Here is a 17,115-nt window from a genome sequence, read left to right as displayed (position 1 = left end):
AAATATCTGATGGGATGGGGACAAAAAATGGGTCTTAAGAAGTTCAACATTAAATTACCTCATTTGAGTTTGTTTAAGGGAAAGAAAAAAGAGCAAAGAAAAACGATTGTGAAACAAGAAGGGAAAAGACAGTTATCATTGAAGTATAAATTGCTATTATCATTTATTTTACTGAGTGTCATTCCGAGCATTATCATAGCTACACTCGTTTATAGTGTGTCAAAAAATACACTAGAAGAAAAAGTTTCAGAAATGAGTGAAGATGTTGGCTTTCAAATTTCAGAAAATATTAACCATACGATTGAACAAATAGAAGATATAACGATGAGACCTTTTTCTGATCAAAGTTTCTATCAAGAATTAACACAAGATTTTGATGAACTTGATGGAGGAGAAGAATTCCAAACAAAACGAGAAATTGCAGACTTCTTTTCTTCCATTGCAAACAGTACCTCTCACCTTGAACATTTTTTCTATCAAAGAACGGATGGCGAAGTGTTAGGAAGAACGTCCGTAGGAATGAATGTCGATGAAATAATAAATCCAGAAGTAGAAGCGTTTATTCAAGAGAGAAATATTGCTTGGGTAGCGGGACTAGATGAATCGTCTGACTATATTTATGTGTTTCGAAATGGGATTGATGGAACAGTCGTCCTTCAAATTGAATCTTCTTTATTTGATGAAGTATTTCGTGTAGATGAAGATATTGCAGAGAAAGAAATTTATATTATCGATTCAACTAATCATGTAGTTGCAAGTAGTATGTCTGAAGAAGTAGGTAGTGAGTACGTTTTAAATAATGAAAATGAACAGTCTATTATGTCATCTCATATGACATCAAATGATTGGCAAGTAGTCATTTCTACGCCAAAATCTGCGTTAATGCAAGAAATGAACGATATGATTCAGTATGTTGTCATCCTAGTTGTTATCTTTGCTTTGGTGGCTAGCTTAATCGGAGTGTTTATCACATTTACGATTACGAAACCGGTCGATAAAATCGTCCATTTGATGAAAAAAGCAGAACAAGGGGACTTAACGGTTCGAACTGAAGAGATTGGGAATAATGAAATTGGACAATTAGGCTCGAGCTTTAACAATATGTTGTTGAACATAAAAGATATTATTTTGGAAAATCAAAAAATGTCAACGAGTGCAGTGAAAAGCGCAGAACAATTAAAAACGATCTCGATTCAATCTTCTCAAACAGCGGATCAAATTGCAGGTTCGATTGAAGATGTAGCAAATGGAGCGATGGAACAAGTAGATTATTCTGAGAAGACAACGACGGAAATGCAAGGGTTGTCTTATGAAATAGCTGATGTAGAAAAAAATGTTGATGATGTATCTCGTGCAGCAACAAATACGAAAAAGTCCAGCCAACACTCCGTGAATCAAATGGAAGTGTTAACAATGAAAAATCATCGTGTCGGTGACAATATTATTCAAATAAAAGATACGATTGAGAAATTAAGCAATGAAGTAACAGGGATTCAAGGCGTTGTTTCCATGATCAACGACATTAGTGATCAAACAAATCTATTAGCACTGAATGCGAGTATTGAAGCAGCCCGTGCAGGCGAAGCCGGAAGAGGTTTTGCTGTTGTTGCAGATGAAGTAAGGAAGCTAGCTGAGCAGTCAAAATCTTCAACGAAAAAAATAGAAGAAATCATTAAAAAGATATTAGGTCAGACAAGTAACTCCGTTGAGCTTGTGCAAACGTCCGTAAACTTATTTGAAGAACAGACGGAGTCTGTGAAAGAAACGCAGCTTTCTTTTGACCATATTATCCAAGACACAGATGATATTTTTCAAGCTATTCAATCGATGGAGAAATCGATTGAAAAAATGAACGTGACAAAAGAGAAGGTTGAGAAATCCATTTCTGATATGGGCGCGATCACAGAAGTCACTTCTGCTGCTACAGAAGAGGTTAGTGCAACAACGGAAGAACAATTTGCAGCAGCCGAGGAGTTAGGCAGCTTGTCAGAAAATCTAGAAATGACAATGATAGATTTAGAAAAAGTCATCAACCGGTTTAAGGTGAACTAACTAAAATTCAAATATTTCTTTAAAACCTTTCTTTTATTAGGAAGGTTTTTTAGTGCCAATAATTTATAAAAACGTCATCGTTAATTATTAGGAGTAGACAGACACAGAAAACTTTTCCTAGGCATATATATGAATCACGAGACAAAAGGAGGAGTGTGGATGCATGTCCAGTATACTTGTTGCGGTCACACATTTTGTAAAGGAACTGCTCGTTTTTGTATCATTTGTGAGGAACAATGCGTTTCCGCAACCACTCAGTCAGAAGGATGAAAAGAAATACATTGAACTTATGCAAGAGGGGGATGAAGAGGCAAGACATTTACTTATTGAACATAACCTTAGACTAGTGGCACACATCGTCAAGAAGTTTGAGAATACAAATGAAGATACGGAAGATCTTATCTCTATCGGAACGATTGGCCTTATCAAGGCGATCGAAAGTTACTCTTCAGGGAAAGGAACAAAATTGGCAACTTACGCAGCAAGATGTATTGAGAATGAAATCCTAATGCACCTTCGTGCTTTGAAGAAAGTTCGCAAGGATATCTCTTTGCATGATCCGATTGGGCAAGATAAAGAAGGAAATGAAATAAGCCTGATGGATGTTCTCCAAGCAGAAACGGAGGACCTAGTTGATCAAATTCAGTTGAAGATGGAGAAGCAGCAAATATATCAATATATTCATGTACTAAATAAACGAGAAAAAGAAGTGGTTGTTGGACGATTTGGATTGGATATGAAAAAGGAGAAAACGCAGCGAGAAATAGCAAAAGATTTAGGCATATCAAGAAGTTACGTTTCTCGAATTGAAAAAAGAGCGTTGATGAAGTTATTTCATGAATTTTATCGTCATCAAAAGGCTGCATATCGCACGGAAGACAAGGAAACATAACAATGAAAAATGAAAGAGCACATAGTGACGTGTGCTCTTTTTTACTATAGATCTATCCTCCACTCCTATACCTTTGCAAACCATTTAATTTTTCATGCTAAGATGTGATAAGATAATGACGATAGAATTTGGACGAGGAGGATATTTCATGAAATTTATTGATAATGAAAATATTACAGACCCTACGATTAATTTAGCAATTGAGGAATATGCATTAAGAAATCTTCCAATTGATGATACTTATTTACTTTTTTATGTAAATGAACCATCGATAATTATTGGGAAAAATCAAAATACAATCGAAGAAATTAATAAAGATTACGTTGATAAAGAAGGTATTCATATCGTAAGGCGTCTCTCTGGAGGTGGAGCGGTATATCATGATTTAGGTAACTTGAACTTTAGTTTTTTGACGAAAGACGATGGAGACAGTTTCTCTAACTTTCAAAAGTTCACAGAACCGGTGACACAAGCATTGGAAAAGCTAGGTGTGGAAGCAAAACTTAGTGGAAGAAATGATATTCACGTAGGTGAGAGAAAAATTTCGGGTAATGCGCAATACACAACAAAAGGTCGAATGTTCAGTCACGGAACGTTATTGTTAGACTCAGAGATCGAAAAAGCTGTTGATGCGCTGAATGTGAATGAAGAAAAAATTCGCTCTAAAGGGATCAAATCGATTCGCAGTCGAGTAGCAAACATCAACGAATTTCTTGAAGACAAGCTCACAGTAGATGAGTTGAAAAAAGTGCTGTTAGACTATATTTTTTCAGATGGGCAAATGGAAAAATATACATTAACAGAAGAAGATTGGAAAGGAATAGAAAAGATCTCACAGGATCGTTATAAGAAGTGGGAATGGAACTATGGGAAATCACCGAAGTTTGATTTGCAACGTTCGAAACGGTTTGATGCAGGAACCATTGATGTTCGCCTCAATGTGTCTAAAGGTACGATTAAAGAGTGCAAAATATTTGGCGATTTCTTTGGCGTTGGAGATGTCAGTGATGTAGAAGAACTGTTGACCGACGTTAAATATGAGAAAAATGCTATTCATGATGCTTTAGCCAATTTGGATATGACATTTTATTTCGGGAGAATTTCTCGAGAAGGGTTTATTGAGTTGATTTATTAATAAATCATGCGTGGGGTACTTAAAATATAAAGAGGCTGTTCAATGTGACAGCCTCTTTATTTCTGAGCTAATTACTCTGCAATAGCTGCAGTAAGAGCAACATCAACCATTTCATTGAATGTTTCTTGCCGCTCTTGAGAACTTGTTTCTTCCCCAGTTAAAATGTGGTCACTGACAGTTAGAACTGATAATGCATTTACACCAAAACGTGCTGCTATTGTGTATAGAGCTGAGGTTTCCATTTCAACTGCAAGTACTTGGTGAGAAGCTAATAAAGGAATAATTTCTTTATCATCATTGTAGAAAACGTCGCTTGTAAACACACTTCCTACATTTACGCTCATATTATGTTCTTTCGCACCATCGTATGCTTTCTTTAAAAGGTCGAAATTTGCAGTAGGTGCAAAATCCATCCCTTTAAATTGATGTCTGTTTACGCCTGAGTTTGTCGTTGCACTCATAGCAAGAATCACATCTCTTACTTTTACATCTTTCTGAATTGCTCCGCAAGTTCCTACTCGGATTAAATTTTTCACATTATAGCTGTTAATTAATTCATGAACATAAATAGAAATAGAAGGGACTCCCATTCCTGTCCCTTGTACAGAAACTCTTTTACCTTTGTATGTTCCTGTAAAACCTAACATTCCACGGACTTCATTATAGCAAGTGACATCCTCTAGAAAATTTTCTGCAATGTATTTTGCTCGTAATGGGTCTCCAGGTAGCAAAATAGACTCTGCAATATCTCCTTGTTTTGCATCGATATGTACGCTCATTGTTATCATCCTTTCAAAGTAAATACCATCAAATTAAACGTACCACAGAGATTTAACAGATGCAAAAAAATTCTATAATAGAGGGTGATTTTATCTATAATAGTATTGGTTAATCAGACGTCTATACTATTTTCATATGGTTCAAGTGATAAATATAACAATATTAACTAATGGTTATAAAGTCCTGATCACTATCTATAAATTTTGATTTTAAGTAATATTATGGGTCTTTATTATGTTATATTATAACCATATAGAAATAAATTCCAAAATAAGAGTTAAAATGAGGTGGGTATATGGAATTGTGTGACCGAGGGAAGTGGAATCATTCTATTGTTGGGAGATCATTAGCTAATGATGTGGTTTCAGCATCGGGACATTTTTTACTTCGAAAAGGGACAGTATTAACTCATTGGCATTTGACGATCTTGAAAAATCATCAAATTGATAACATAGAGTTACAGCCTCAATTGGAATCACCAATTGAAGAGCAAACGAAACAAATCTTTGCTTTTAAAAAGGAAATATCAGCACAATATAATGAAAATTTAATTGAAGTGAAAAGACTTTTTCACGAAGCAATTTCAAGGGAAGTACCACAATTACAAGAGTTTATGGTACCTTTTAAACCTCTTCTTGAAAAAGTTTTACATGGACCGAATATTTTTTTAGAGCTTCGTCACATCAAAGGCCACGATGAGTATACTTACCGGCATAGTATAAATGTGGGATTAATGTCAGCTACAATCGGGAAAATTTTACGGTTACCCTTTTCAGATACAATTAAATTAGGTGAAATTGGCTTTTTACATGATATTGGAAAAATGAAAGTGCCGTTACATATTTTAAATAAAGAAACGAAGCTAACGGTGGAAGAATTTGCGGAAGTAAAAAAACACCCGTCTTACGGAAAAGATATCCTTCAACAGATGGAGGGAATTGATGAAAGTATTTTAAATGGCACCCTTTGTCATCATGAACGGTTAGATGGTTCTGGATATCCATTTGGGTTGAAAGAAAATATTCCATTCCTTACTCAAATTATTGCAGTTGCTGATACGTATGATGCCATATCTTCAGAACGTGTGTACAGACAAAAACTTTTGCCATTTGACGCTCTTGACGAACTTATTCAAGAAGTATATAGAGGAAAGCTAAATGGTGAGATTGTATTTCCTTTTGTGGAACATATTCTTAGTGGATATATTGGGCATGAAATTGAACTGGATGATGGAAGAAGAGCAAAGATTGTTCAACTGTTTAAAGAAGAAATAAATCGACCTTTAATAGAATTAGATTCTATGTTTATTGATATGCGAGAGAATCGTATGTTAAATATTAAAGAAGTTTTTTTGTATCATGATTCCATTTTATAAAATGCGGAAAGTAAATATAAAAAAAGACAAAACGTTTAACGATTAAAACTGTTTTGTCCTTTTTATTTTTATATTTATTTTGCTTCAATTCCAAGGACACGATTGACACGTTTACGGAGCATTTTCATGCCACCTCCGCCAGCTTGGAAATGTCGAAGTTGTCCTTTTTCATCAAAAACATAATAAGCAGGCACATATTGATTTTCGAAAGCATCTGTTAATTTGTGTTCACTATCTACGAAGATAGGTTGTGTAATGTCATGTCCTTGAGCAGTTGCTTGAATGACACTCATATCCAAGTCTTTCTCAGAACGTGGCATATGAACAGCCATCACATTTAATTCGTCTTCATATTCATCGCGGAATTCATTAACGTCAGGCATAGCATCCTTACATAATCCGCAACTTACTGACCAAAAATGAATAAGTGTTGGTTTGTCACCTACTAATTCATCTTTAGATAATTCTCCATTTAACCATTTCGTAGCACCAGTTAATTCTGGCATCTCTTCACGAAGTTTCATTTGTTGACACTCCTCTATATACTTAATATTTTATCGTTTGATTAAACTAGTTATATCATACAAAACGAAATCGTCCAAAAGGACGATTTCATCTTATTGAGTTGTAGTCTTCATTCATTATAAAGTAGCTTGACCTGGCTTCCAGTTTGCAGGGCAAAGTCCGCCAGTTTGAAGTGCTTGAAGGACTCTTAACGTTTCATCTACATCACGACCAATGTTATTATGGTTGACGACAGAATACATTAATTCCCCTTCTGGACTTACGATGAACAATCCTCGTAAAGCTACACCTTCATCTTCAATAAGAACACCATAGTCTCGAGCGACAGTATGGTTCGTATCAGCAGCTAATGGGTAGAGTAGATCACCTAAACCATTGCTATCACGATCTGTATTAATCCATGCAAGGTGAGTATGAATTGTATCTGTGGATACACCAATTACCTCAGCATCTAAATCTTCAAATTCATCAAATCGATCACTAAGGGAAGTAATTTCTGTTGGACATACAAAAGTAAAGTCCATTGGATAGAAGAAAAGAACTGTCCATTTATCATTTTTCATGTTTTCCTCTAATGATACTTTATTGAATTCTTTATTAGGCATTACCGCATCCATTTCAAATCTCGGTGCCTGTTTTGCTACCATTCTTTTTTCGGACATATCTGAATCTCTCCTTGTTGTTAATAATTATTATCATTTAATACATAATACATTTTGGCATTATGTGAAGAAAATGTCAAGTGAATTTCTTCACTTGATTGAGGTTGTTTGAATCATCCTTTAAAACAAATAGATACGAAATGAGCTTCGAGTCAATGAGTGTATCTTTATAATCTTGTACATTTTGTATTATAGGTTACTAAAATTTTAAGATCAAGAAATAAGTTTTTGCAATAATATCATTATCACAATTTCGTCTATCAATGAGAAAAAGCAGCATATACAAATGATCATTTTCAAAGATAAAATGTAGTTTTGACCTTTTCTAATAGTTCCTCTTTCGTAATAGAAGGGAACTCCAATTGTACTGTTTCTCCATAGAAGAGAATTTCTCGAAATAAAGGACTTGGTGTTAAGCCAATTTCTATCAAATCATCCCCTGCTAATTTACGGTCTAATTTTTCTCGTTCAAGCAAGTAATGGAATAAATGCTTTTTGTCCTTCATTTTAAGGATCGTAAAAAAACTTACCAAAGGTTCAAGTTGATATGATGCAAACATCTCGTGTAATTTGGTTTTAGATATGTTTTCAAAGGAATAATTGTTTCTATTCAATACTAGAGCTTCTAGAGCATGTAACGTTTTTAAATCTTCTTTTGTTAAACAATACCGCTGGATGCTTGTTTGTTCCTTTACCTTTTTCGAAGTAAGTATAAACCAATAACAAATCCAAATGGACCGATTAACGGTTATTTTTTCTGTGACAAACTTCTTATGCCATGTGTGTAAAAGTTTTACGTGTTCTTTAGCTTCTCGTTCAGAAGTAGGGGTTGGAATCATAAATTTAGTAAGAGATAGTTCTTGTATTCTTTCTACTCCATAACTTGGATCTTCTTCATAAAATAAGCGAACTAACTCACTGGATAAGCGAGGTTTAGAAACAGACTGAAGGTTATTAGCAGATTGCGTGGCTAAACGCTCTGTCTGTGCATCCATTCTGAATTGAAAGCGACTTTCAAATCGAATAGCGCGAAGAATCCTTGTTGGATCTTCGACAAAACTTAAATTATAGAGAACTCTAAGTTTTCCTTTTCGTAAATCTTCGAAACCATGGAAGTAATCAATCAGTTCACCAAATTCGTCTTTGTGAAGGCAAATTCCCATCGCGTTGATTGTAAAATCTCTTCGAAATAAGTCTTCTTTTATTGTAGACATTTCTACTTTAGGAAGGGCAGCTGGGAAATCATAATATTCTGTTCTTGCACTTGTAAGGTCCACTTTGAATCCTGATGGATGTTTCCATGTAGCTGTTCGAAATTCGTCATGTTTTCTTACTTTTCCACCATATATGTTTTGTAAATGAAGGGCTAAAGAAATACCGTCTCCTTCTACAACAATATCCATGTCTTCATTTTCTTTTTCTAATAATAGATCCCTTACCATGCCACCGATAAGGTAAGCTCTCATCGATAAGTTTCCGGCTTCTTCTCCTATGATTTCCAATAGTTGATAAATGGTTGGGGAAAGATGTCTTCTCATTGTTTGAATAAGTTGTCGTTTCAGTGGAGCGGCGGAAGACGGAGAAAATGTAATGTTGACTCCTTTTTTACCGTGCATTGCTTGGATAACATCTGTTCTGGATACAATACCTACTAGTTGACCATTTTCAACAACGGGTAATCTTCCTACACGATCCTCAATCATTAACTCACGAATTTGTTCGATTTTCTCATTCAATCCTATAGTGATTGGTTGGTGACTCATATATCCTTTCACAGGAGCATGCCCTAACTGATGGTGAAGTGCTTTATCTACATCTCTTCTAGAAATAATTCCGATTAGCTTGTCATCTTCTACGACTGGAAAGCCTGTGTGTCCGTAGCGATATAGCATTTTTGACGCTGTTTCAATTGTTGTCTGTGGTGCAATAACTCTTACAGGACAAGACATCATGTCCTTAGCGATTAACGAAGGTTTTACAATTTGCGGAAGATTCTTCTTTACAATTTTATAGATGTCTTCGGAAGTTTGATTTCGGACTACTGCTGCAGCGGCTTTTTCATGCCCTCCTCCATCAAGAGAGTAGATTAAAGGTAAGACGTTTACTCTATCTGACGTTGCTCTTACCGTGATAAATGTTTTGTGTCCCATTTCAGCAATAGAAAATACGACATCAGCACCGGTAATTTGTAATAGTTTCCTCGTCACGGAAGCTAAATGGCCGGTATACTGTTTTTGAGCATGCGTGGCAATACAAATATCAATTCCATCGATCGATATAAGATCGCTATTATCTAATAGCTGTTGATAAAGTTTCTGCTGATCTTCTTTTAAAGGAGCTTCCCTAAACTGATCAACAACAAGAAGGTTTGCACCTTGTTCCATAAAATATGCCCCAGCTTGAAGGTCTCGCGCAGTTGTATGTGGATATGTAAAAGCGCCAGTATCGGAGTAAACTCCTAAAGAAAACACTGTTGCTTCAAAAGGAGAAATCGTAATTTTCTGTTCCATTAATTTTTCTGCTAACAAGGTGATTGTTGCTCCAACACTTTCGATTGTTCCTTCTGAGAAGTAAACAGTCCCATCTGTCGCAGGATGGTGATCATAAACGATGTACGAAATAGATTTGGGGAGGCATTCATTAAAATCACCCGTTCGTTTAGGATCACTTGCATCAACTAAAATAACTTCTCGAACTCGATCAAAACGTATGTTTTTTTTCCTTTGAAATGGAAAAGTATCTTTATAGATAGCAAGGAAATGTTCCACTTCTGGAGAAAGTTTTGAAGGTAATACAATTTCAGCTAAAGGATATATCTTTTTGGCTGCAATCATAGATGCTAATCCATCGAAATCTAAATTGGTATGAGATAATATAATTTGCATTCGTTTCCACCTCCACTAAAATGTTTCATCTTATCTTTGTATAAATAATTTTTTCTATAAAAAAGTAGTTGATATCTTCTTTTTTCGACTTAATAAAGGTAATCATCTAGACTTTGATTGGACAGAACTTTGATAAAAAAAGCCCCCCATATATTAGGAAGACGATCGTGATGCTTTTAATGGAAATATCAGTGATCTTTAAGAGAGATAATGTTAAAATAATGAATAGATATATTGGGAGTACGCATATTAGAGAATAAAAAATGTAAGTTAAATAAAGTATAAAATGAAATGATAATAAAAGCTAATTATACCATATATGATAGAGCTACAGATTAATCTATAAGTTATAAAGAAGGAGATTAGGATATTACATGAAGAAAAAGTTATATCATCTCATGCTAGAATTAACTCATAACAGAATGTATACTGCTACTTTAAGAAGGTTCACTCAATCAAAAGCAAGTAAGTGGCTTATTCCTTCCTTTGTTAGAACATTTAACATTAACACGGAGGAGTTAGCTATAGATATGAATCGCTTTTCATCATTAAGTGAGTTCTTTACTAGACAGTTAAAAGAAAATAGTCGAACTGTCTCAACACGAACGGATGATATCATTAGTCCCGTCGATGGAGTATTGAAAGAAGCTGGACGTATAACGAAAGATAAACAATTTCTTGTTAAAGGGAAGTCGCATTCTTTGCAGACTATGCTAGGGCTTGATTCTGCCGTAGATCGTTTTAAAAACGGTCATTATTGTGTCCTGTATTTATCCCCCAAAGACTATCATCGTATACACAGTCCTTGTAAAGGCAAAATCATCCGACGCTGGGCGTTAGGGACCTATTCTGAACCAGTTAACTCGATGGGTCTTTTTTATGGGCAAGAACCTCTAGCGACGAATTATCGTTTAATAACGGAACTAGAGCATCGGCACAAGCGTGTTGCTATCGTCAAAGTGGGGGCTTTAAATGTTAACAGTGTCCATCCATCTCAGTTAGAAAGTACGGTAGATAAAGGGGAAGAAATGGCCTATTTTTCCTTCGGATCTACCGTGATTCTTTTGTTCGAAGAAAATGTTATGGCATTTAACAACACTATCTTGCAAGGAGAATTAGAAGTGAAGCAAGGAGAATCTATCGGCACATGGATGGAGTGATGTAAGTGAAACTACTCTCCTCATTAGCGCATCGAATTGTGGATGAAGTGACACATATTGTTAATGAAGAAGTCATTGTCGTTGATGATAGAGGCGTAATTATCGCAGCTAGTGATAAAACTCGAATAGGCGATTTTCATGAAGGAGCATTTATTTCGATAAAGCAGAAAAAAGCATTTCATATTAGAAAAGAAGATGTTTCTAAATTACAAGGTGTTAAGGCCGGATTGAATTTACCAATTATCATTTCTAGAGATGTTGTCGGAGTGATCGGTATAACTGGTGAACCAGAAAGGGTTGTTCAGTTTGGCCAATTAATTCAAAGAATGACAGAGTTAATCATACAGGAAGCACATTCAAGTGAGCGATTGGAATCCAAGTATCGAGGACTTGAAACGTTTGTATATGAATGGGCTCAACTCATTCAATTAGATCAAGATTTTATGGATCGTGCAGAAATCTTAGGAATATCAATGTTTCTTCCGAGAGTATGCGTTTTATTTGAGTTAAGTGCAGAAGAATTAGATAAAGGGCATGATCGATTGATTGAAAGCGAAGTGATAGAGCAAATACGTAACCAGTTTAGTTTTAATTTAGAAGATTTGGTTGTTAGATGGGGAAACGGCCGATTTGTTTTATTAAAATGTATTGAAAAAACCGAAGATATGAGTACGTTAAAAAGAAAGTTGCTAGAATGTCAGCGTGAAGTAGACCGAGAACAAAAATTAGAGTTATTTATTGGAGTAGGGAAACTTGCTCCACATCCTCAGGATTTACATCAGTCATATTTAGATGCAAAGAAAGCATTGCGAGCGTCTAAAAAACAGCAAAAAATCATGTATTATGAAGACTTATCATTGGACATTGCGTTAGCGGAAATAACCGATCAAACGAGAAGTCAAATGGTCGATAATATCCTTGGAGAGATTATAAATGATAAAGAATTGATTTATACATTGAACGTTTATATGCAATCTCAGCTAAACGCAAAAATTACAGCAGAATTACTCCATATTCATATTAATACGCTTCACTATCGTTTGAAAAGAGTTCAAGAGTTAACTGGGAGATCTTTAAAAGATACGGAACAGCTTGTTTCATTTTATTTAGCTCTTTCATTCCAGAACGAATTTAGATAAAGTTACAATAATAAAGCGTTTTCATCGTTGAAATTTGTATGTTTCAACATAGATGAAGACGTTTTATTTTTTTATAATTAAACTATACTATTTCGAATGTAGGTAAACTTTAATAAGGGGGATAAGTATCATGTTAACGAAAGAAGTAAGGGGAAAATTGGTGGACATTGTCGGAGGTGAGAATGTAAAAGACTCTCAGCAAGATTTGATTGTTTATTCTTATGATTCTACACCTGATTATCAGGCGATTCCTGATGCTGTGATTAAACCGAGAAATAAACAAGATGTCTCTGAAATTGTGAAAGTATGTAATAGTCATGGTGTTCCAATTGTTCCGAGAGGGTCAGGAACGAATTTATGTGCTGGAACGACACCACTAGAAGGTGGAATCGTCATGATATTCAATCATATGTCAGAAATTTTAGAAATTGATGATGAAAATTTGACGATAACCGTTCAACCGGGAGTAATCACGTTAGATCTTATTGAAGCAGCGGAAGCAAAGGGCTTATTTTATCCACCAGACCCAGGCTCTATGAAAATATCAACGATTGCAGGGAATATATTGGAATGCTCTGGAGGATTAAGAGGACTGAAATATGGTGTTACCCGTGACTATGTTATTGGCTTAGAGTTTGTTATGCCAAACGGAGATATTGTTAAAACAGGGGGAAAACTTGCCAAAGATGTAGCAGGGTATGACTTAACTCGTCTTATGGTTGGATCTGAGGGTACACTAGGAATAATCACAGAAGCTACACTTAAACTAATTCCTATTCCTGAAACAAAAAAGACTATGTTAGCTCTTTATGACAGTCTAGAAGCAGCGGGGAACACGGTATCGAAAATCATCGCAAACCGAATCATCCCAGCGACTCTTGAATTTTTAGATCAACCAACGATTCAAGTAGTGGAAGACTTTGCAAAGATTGGATTACCGACAGAGGCAGGGGCAGTTCTATTGATTGAACAAGACGGTCCTGCAGAAGTGGTTGAACGTGACATAGAAAAAATTGCAGAGATCTGCCGTGAAACGAATGCTATTTCTGTACAAATAGCTTCTACACCAGAAGAAGGCGCGGCATTAACTGCCGCTAGACGAACAGCTTTATCGGCACTTGCTAGAATGAAACCAACAACTATCCTTGAAGACGCAACTGTTCCTCGATCTAAAATAGCGGAGATGGTAAGAGCAATTGAAAAAATTGCCAAAGAAAATGATGTTCAAATTTGTACGTTTGGTCATGCCGGAGACGGAAACCTCCACCCAACTTGTATGACTGATGCTCGTGATAAGGAAGAAATGAAGCGAGTGGAAAAGTCTTTCGAAGAGATTTTTAAAAAAGCGATCGAATTAGGTGGAACAATTACAGGGGAACACGGTGTTGGGGTAATGAAATCTCCGTATTTATCTTGGAAAGTTGGAGAAACGGGTGTAGATGCTATGTTTGCCATTAAGCAAGCTTTTGATCCGAATAATATTATGAACCCAGGTAAGATTTTTGCAAAGGATACACGTAAACGGGTGGTGGTTGAGAAATGAGTGTCACAACAGATATGAAGCGAAATGAACAAATTAAAAAAGACTTCAAAGAGAAAATGGATTATGACGAGTTATTAAACTGTATGCGTTGTGGCTTTTGTCTTCCGTCGTGTCCAACTTATATAGAGACAAAAGGAAATGAAGCCGCTTCTCCAAGAGGGCGTATTGCGCTGATGAAAGCTGTCGTTGATGGAAAGATGGAGCCAGACGAAGACTTTGAGGCGCAGCTAAGCTTATGCCTTGGCTGTCGCGCTTGTGAACCTGCTTGCCCATCAGGAGTAAAATATGGTCACTTGCTAGAGCAAGCCTTAGATATTTTACAAACAAAAAAGAAGTACTCTCCTCCTGTAAAAATGTTTAGAAGTTTGATATTTAATCAACTCTTTCCTCATCAAAGTCGGATGAGAGGATTAAATGGATTGTTATGGTTCTATCAAAATAGTGGTGTTCAAAAAGTTGCTAGAGCGACAAAAATGACAGGGATTGTTGGCAAACATCTTAGTACGATGGAAAGAGTATTGCCGTCTATTGCATCGCCAAAACAGTTAAAAAATCGTCCAAGCCATGTGGAAGCAGAAGGAGTAGTGAAAAAGAAAGTAGCCTTTTTCTCAGGCTGTTTGATGGATACGATGTTTATGGAAACAAATGATTCCACATTATATTTGTTGAAAAAAGCAAATTGTGATGTTGTGATCCCACAAACACAAAATTGTTGTGGAGCATTGCATGCTCATAGTGGAGAAATGGATACGGCAAAAGAGCTTGCGAAAAAGAATATTGTCGCTTTTGAAGAAGGAGAATTTGATCACATCGTTTCTAATGCAGGAGGATGTGGAGCGGTTCTCGTTGACTACGGTCATATTTTGAAAGACGAACCAAAATGGAAACAAAGAGCAGAGGCATTTTCTGCTAAAGTGAAAGACATTAGTGAAATTCTTCTTGATGTAGGATTACCAGAAATGGAATTAGATCCTCAAATCATTACGTATCAAGATTCTTGTCATTTACGTAATGTCCAAGGAACTTTTTCAGCGCCAAGGAAGTTATTACAATCTATTAAAGGTACTCAGTTTATGGAAATGAAAGATGCAGATCAATGTTGTGGTTCGGCTGGAACATATAACATTATCGAACAAGAAATGTCTATGCAGATTTTAGATCATAAAATGGCCAAAGTCGATGAAGTAAAAGCAGCAACAATTGTAACAGCGAACCCAGGTTGCCTATTACAAATGAAACTTGGCGTAGAGCGTGAAGGGAAACAAAAAACAATGAAAGCTGTTCATATTGTTGACTTACTTGCTGAAGCTGTAAAATATAAAGAGAAACAATTGCAAAAGGTATAGTAGATTTAAACGGAATATTGCCTATGATAAAAGAGACTATCGAAAAGGTTACTTCGGTAGTCTCTTTGTTGTGTTTGAAAAGATCATTGTTTCCTTCCTTGAATGGAGGAAGGAAACGTTATTCGTTCAGAGTTTAACTGGGGTAACGTTTATAAAGTTCGAAACGATGCTTTCTCTATTTATCGACATTAAGGTATTATAGTGCGAATAATAGCAAATGAAAGGCGCTATCAACCTCGCTTAGTGCCTTTCAGCTAAAATAAGAGCACTGAGTTCTAGAAAGATCCATTTAGGAAAAATAAAATTCCACATAAGGTCGTAATGAGTGTCCCAGGAAACAATAACAAAAATCTCCAATTCATCGAACGCTTTGCGAGGAGTGAGGTAAAATTGTTACTTGCTTCGGTGCCTCTTCTAGTGAAGACATGGGCTATGGTAAAGGAATGATTGTTTTATTCCACATCTAATTACGATAGATAAAATTAAACAAAAAAGACGTGGCTCATCTTTGATGAACCACGTCAAATCTTTTTTAGGATTTTGCTTTTTGTTTTTTTGTTGCTTCAGCTAAGTCGTCTTGAATGCTTTTATCCCACATTTTCACGTTCACGTTATAGGCAGAGCGTGCAATCATAAAGGCCGCAACTGGAGCAGTTAAAAATAAAAATACAATCGTTAACAGGAGCTTACCTACAAACATACCTTCTATAAATAAAAAGTAGAGAAACACTCCAAAGATAACACTTATAACACCGAGTGTGGCACTTTTAGTAGCTGCATGTAATCGCCCGTATACATCAGGAAATCGAATGAGACCGATGGCACCTAAAATACTTAAGCTTCCTCCAGTGAGCAATAAAATGCTAATGACGATCTCTATCAAGGACCACACCCCCTTCAATGAATTTAGCAATAGCGACAGAACCGATAAACGCTAATACAGCAAGAACTAAAATAACTTCCGAGTAAGCAAGTGTCTGCTGAACAAGCATGATAATCGTAATAAACCCAATAAGATTGATACCAATCGTATCTAACGCAACGACCCGATCAGACATACTAGGACCGATAACGGCACGAATCGTAGCAATGAGGATGGCGATAGACATCATGATGAGAACAATGAGAGATACTGTTAGTAACATTAATGAGTCACCTCCATTATCGCTCTTTCAAATGACTCATGAATTTCTTTGATCGCTTTTTCTTTATCAGGAACGTGAATCGAATGGACATAAAGAGTTCGACCATTTTCAGAGAAGTTCATTGTTAATGTGCCGGGTGTAAGTGAAATTAAGTTTGCTAATAACGTCACTTCCCAATCTGTTTTTAACTTCGTCGGAACCGCAATAATTCCGGGCTGAATGTTCATTTTCGGACTTAATACAATTTTTGTAACGTCAATATTTGACAACACTAATTTGTACGTAAATAGAAATAATAGTTTAAATAAGGCGATGACTCTTCGGAAGTAGAAATCAAAAAATAAGAATCGCCTAAGGATATATAATAGAACGACACCAACAATGTATCCAAGCATGAACTCAACCATTGTATACTCGTTTCTAAGTAACATCCAAATCAAAGCTAAACCAATGTTTAATAAAATTTGAAAGGCCAT

At 35.9% G+C, this 17,115-nt stretch carries 15 protein-coding genes; 8 read left to right on the top strand and 7 right to left on the bottom strand.

Annotated features, from left to right (window positions below):
- Window positions 1–27 precede the first annotated feature (27 nt).
- The 3 genes from QDN89_RS02830 (at window position 28) to lplA (ending at window position 4,079) form a co-directional block, all read left to right on the top strand.
- A complete protein-coding gene (locus tag QDN89_RS02830) occupies window positions 28–2,052 on the top strand; it encodes a methyl-accepting chemotaxis protein (RefSeq protein WP_280768555.1) in 2,025 nt (674 codons plus the stop codon).
- A gap of 163 nt (window positions 2,053–2,215) precedes the next feature.
- Window positions 2,216–2,944 (top strand): RNA polymerase sporulation sigma factor SigK, encoded by a 729-nt coding sequence (gene sigK / locus QDN89_RS02825; protein WP_280768554.1) that lies wholly within the window; start codon window positions 2,216–2,218, stop codon window positions 2,942–2,944.
- 148 nt (window positions 2,945–3,092) lie between these two features.
- The gene (gene lplA / locus QDN89_RS02820) at window positions 3,093–4,079 is read left to right on the top strand and encodes a lipoate--protein ligase (RefSeq protein ID WP_280768553.1); all 987 of its coding nucleotides are present in this window, start codon (window positions 3,093–3,095) and stop codon (window positions 4,077–4,079) included.
- Window positions 4,080–4,150: 71 nt separating this feature from the next.
- On the opposite strand, the gene deoD is transcribed toward lplA, so the two are convergent.
- Complete coding sequence (deoD, locus tag QDN89_RS02815; RefSeq protein ID WP_280768552.1) at window positions 4,151–4,858, bottom strand: purine-nucleoside phosphorylase; 708 nt, start codon at window positions 4,856–4,858, stop codon at window positions 4,151–4,153.
- A gap of 296 nt (window positions 4,859–5,154) precedes the next feature.
- Between deoD and QDN89_RS02810 the strand changes: the two genes are divergently transcribed.
- Complete coding sequence (locus QDN89_RS02810) at window positions 5,155–6,234, top strand: HD-GYP domain-containing protein (RefSeq protein ID WP_280768551.1); 1,080 nt, start codon at window positions 5,155–5,157, stop codon at window positions 6,232–6,234.
- Window positions 6,235–6,308: 74 nt separating this feature from the next.
- Here QDN89_RS02810 and QDN89_RS02805 read toward each other — a convergent pair whose 3' ends face one another.
- The 3 genes from QDN89_RS02805 to QDN89_RS02795 all read right to left on the bottom strand — a co-directional run bounded on the left by QDN89_RS02805 (window position 6,309) and on the right by QDN89_RS02795 (window position 10,306).
- Window positions 6,309–6,758 (bottom strand): TlpA disulfide reductase family protein, encoded by a 450-nt coding sequence (locus QDN89_RS02805; protein ID WP_280768550.1) that lies wholly within the window; start codon window positions 6,756–6,758, stop codon window positions 6,309–6,311.
- 117 nt (window positions 6,759–6,875) lie between these two features.
- Window positions 6,876–7,421 carry a peroxiredoxin gene (locus tag QDN89_RS02800; RefSeq protein ID WP_280768549.1) on the bottom strand — a complete coding sequence of 182 codons (546 nt, stop codon included), beginning with the start codon at window positions 7,419–7,421 and terminating at the stop codon, window positions 6,876–6,878.
- 296 nt (window positions 7,422–7,717) lie between these two features.
- Window positions 7,718–10,306, bottom strand: a complete 2,589-nt coding sequence (locus QDN89_RS02795; protein ID WP_280768548.1) for a CBS domain-containing protein — start codon at window positions 10,304–10,306, stop codon at window positions 7,718–7,720.
- A gap of 374 nt (window positions 10,307–10,680) precedes the next feature.
- On the opposite strand from QDN89_RS02795, the gene QDN89_RS02790 reads away from it, so the two are divergent.
- The 4 genes from QDN89_RS02790 (at window position 10,681) to QDN89_RS02775 (ending at window position 15,494) form a co-directional block, all read left to right on the top strand.
- Window positions 10,681–11,466 (top strand): phosphatidylserine decarboxylase, encoded by a 786-nt coding sequence (locus QDN89_RS02790; protein WP_280768547.1) that lies wholly within the window; start codon window positions 10,681–10,683, stop codon window positions 11,464–11,466.
- 5 nt (window positions 11,467–11,471) lie between these two features.
- Window positions 11,472–12,605: a CdaR family transcriptional regulator gene (locus tag QDN89_RS02785; RefSeq protein WP_280768546.1), complete on the top strand. Its 1,134-nt coding sequence runs from the start codon at window positions 11,472–11,474 to the stop codon at window positions 12,603–12,605.
- 130 nt (window positions 12,606–12,735) lie between these two features.
- Window positions 12,736–14,148 carry a glycolate oxidase subunit GlcD gene (gene glcD / locus QDN89_RS02780; RefSeq protein WP_280768545.1) on the top strand — a complete coding sequence of 471 codons (1,413 nt, stop codon included), beginning with the start codon at window positions 12,736–12,738 and terminating at the stop codon, window positions 14,146–14,148.
- Window positions 14,145–15,494: a (Fe-S)-binding protein gene (locus tag QDN89_RS02775; protein WP_425335363.1), complete on the top strand. Its 1,350-nt coding sequence runs from the start codon at window positions 14,145–14,147 to the stop codon at window positions 15,492–15,494. The genes glcD and QDN89_RS02775 overlap by 4 nt, the downstream gene beginning before the upstream one ends.
- Before the next feature lie 532 nt (window positions 15,495–16,026).
- On the opposite strand, the gene mnhG is transcribed toward QDN89_RS02775, so the two are convergent.
- The 3 genes from mnhG to QDN89_RS02760 are packed head-to-tail and all read right to left on the bottom strand — an operon-like array spanning window position 16,027 to window position 17,115.
- Complete coding sequence (mnhG, locus tag QDN89_RS02770; protein ID WP_280768544.1) at window positions 16,027–16,377, bottom strand: monovalent cation/H(+) antiporter subunit G; 351 nt, start codon at window positions 16,375–16,377, stop codon at window positions 16,027–16,029.
- Window positions 16,358–16,639 (bottom strand): Na(+)/H(+) antiporter subunit F1, encoded by a 282-nt coding sequence (locus QDN89_RS02765; RefSeq protein WP_280768543.1) that lies wholly within the window; start codon window positions 16,637–16,639, stop codon window positions 16,358–16,360. The genes mnhG and QDN89_RS02765 overlap by 20 nt, the downstream gene beginning before the upstream one ends.
- Window positions 16,639–17,115, bottom strand: coding sequence for a Na+/H+ antiporter subunit E (locus QDN89_RS02760; protein ID WP_280768542.1), 477 nt, complete (start codon window positions 17,113–17,115; stop codon window positions 16,639–16,641). The genes QDN89_RS02765 and QDN89_RS02760 overlap by 1 nt, the downstream gene beginning before the upstream one ends.

It is taken from the genome of Salipaludibacillus daqingensis (assembly GCF_029891575.1).
Lineage (GTDB): Bacteria > Bacillota > Bacilli > Bacillales > Salisediminibacteriaceae > Salipaludibacillus > Salipaludibacillus daqingensis.
This window is presented reverse-complemented; position numbering and strand designations above follow the sequence as displayed.

Excerpts from the sequence above, each read along its gene's own strand:
- QDN89_RS02830 (WP_280768555.1), top strand. The coding sequence starts at position 28 with ATGGGTCTTAAGAAGTTCAACATTAAATTACCTCATTTGAGTTTGTTT.
- sigK (WP_280768554.1), top strand. The coding sequence starts at position 2,216 with ATGTCCAGTATACTTGTTGCGGTCACACATTTTGTAAAGGAACTGCTC.
- lplA (WP_280768553.1), top strand. The coding sequence starts at position 3,093 with ATGAAATTTATTGATAATGAAAATATTACAGACCCTACGATTAATTTA.
- deoD (WP_280768552.1), bottom strand. The coding sequence starts at position 4,858 with ATGAGCGTACATATCGATGCAAAACAAGGAGATATTGCAGAGTCTATT.
- QDN89_RS02810 (WP_280768551.1), top strand. The coding sequence starts at position 5,155 with ATGGAATTGTGTGACCGAGGGAAGTGGAATCATTCTATTGTTGGGAGA.
- QDN89_RS02805 (WP_280768550.1), bottom strand. The coding sequence starts at position 6,758 with ATGAAACTTCGTGAAGAGATGCCAGAATTAACTGGTGCTACGAAATGG.
- QDN89_RS02800 (WP_280768549.1), bottom strand. The coding sequence starts at position 7,421 with ATGTCCGAAAAAAGAATGGTAGCAAAACAGGCACCGAGATTTGAAATG.
- QDN89_RS02795 (WP_280768548.1), bottom strand. The coding sequence starts at position 10,306 with ATGCAAATTATATTATCTCATACCAATTTAGATTTCGATGGATTAGCA.
- QDN89_RS02790 (WP_280768547.1), top strand. The coding sequence starts at position 10,681 with ATGAAGAAAAAGTTATATCATCTCATGCTAGAATTAACTCATAACAGA.
- glcD (WP_280768545.1), top strand. The coding sequence starts at position 12,736 with ATGTTAACGAAAGAAGTAAGGGGAAAATTGGTGGACATTGTCGGAGGT.
- QDN89_RS02775 (WP_425335363.1), top strand. The coding sequence starts at position 14,145 with ATGAGTGTCACAACAGATATGAAGCGAAATGAACAAATTAAAAAAGAC.
- QDN89_RS02765 (WP_280768543.1), bottom strand. The coding sequence starts at position 16,639 with ATGTTACTAACAGTATCTCTCATTGTTCTCATCATGATGTCTATCGCC.
- QDN89_RS02760 (WP_280768542.1), bottom strand. The coding sequence starts at position 17,115 with ATGGCCTTTCAAATTTTATTAAACATTGGTTTAGCTTTGATTTGGATG.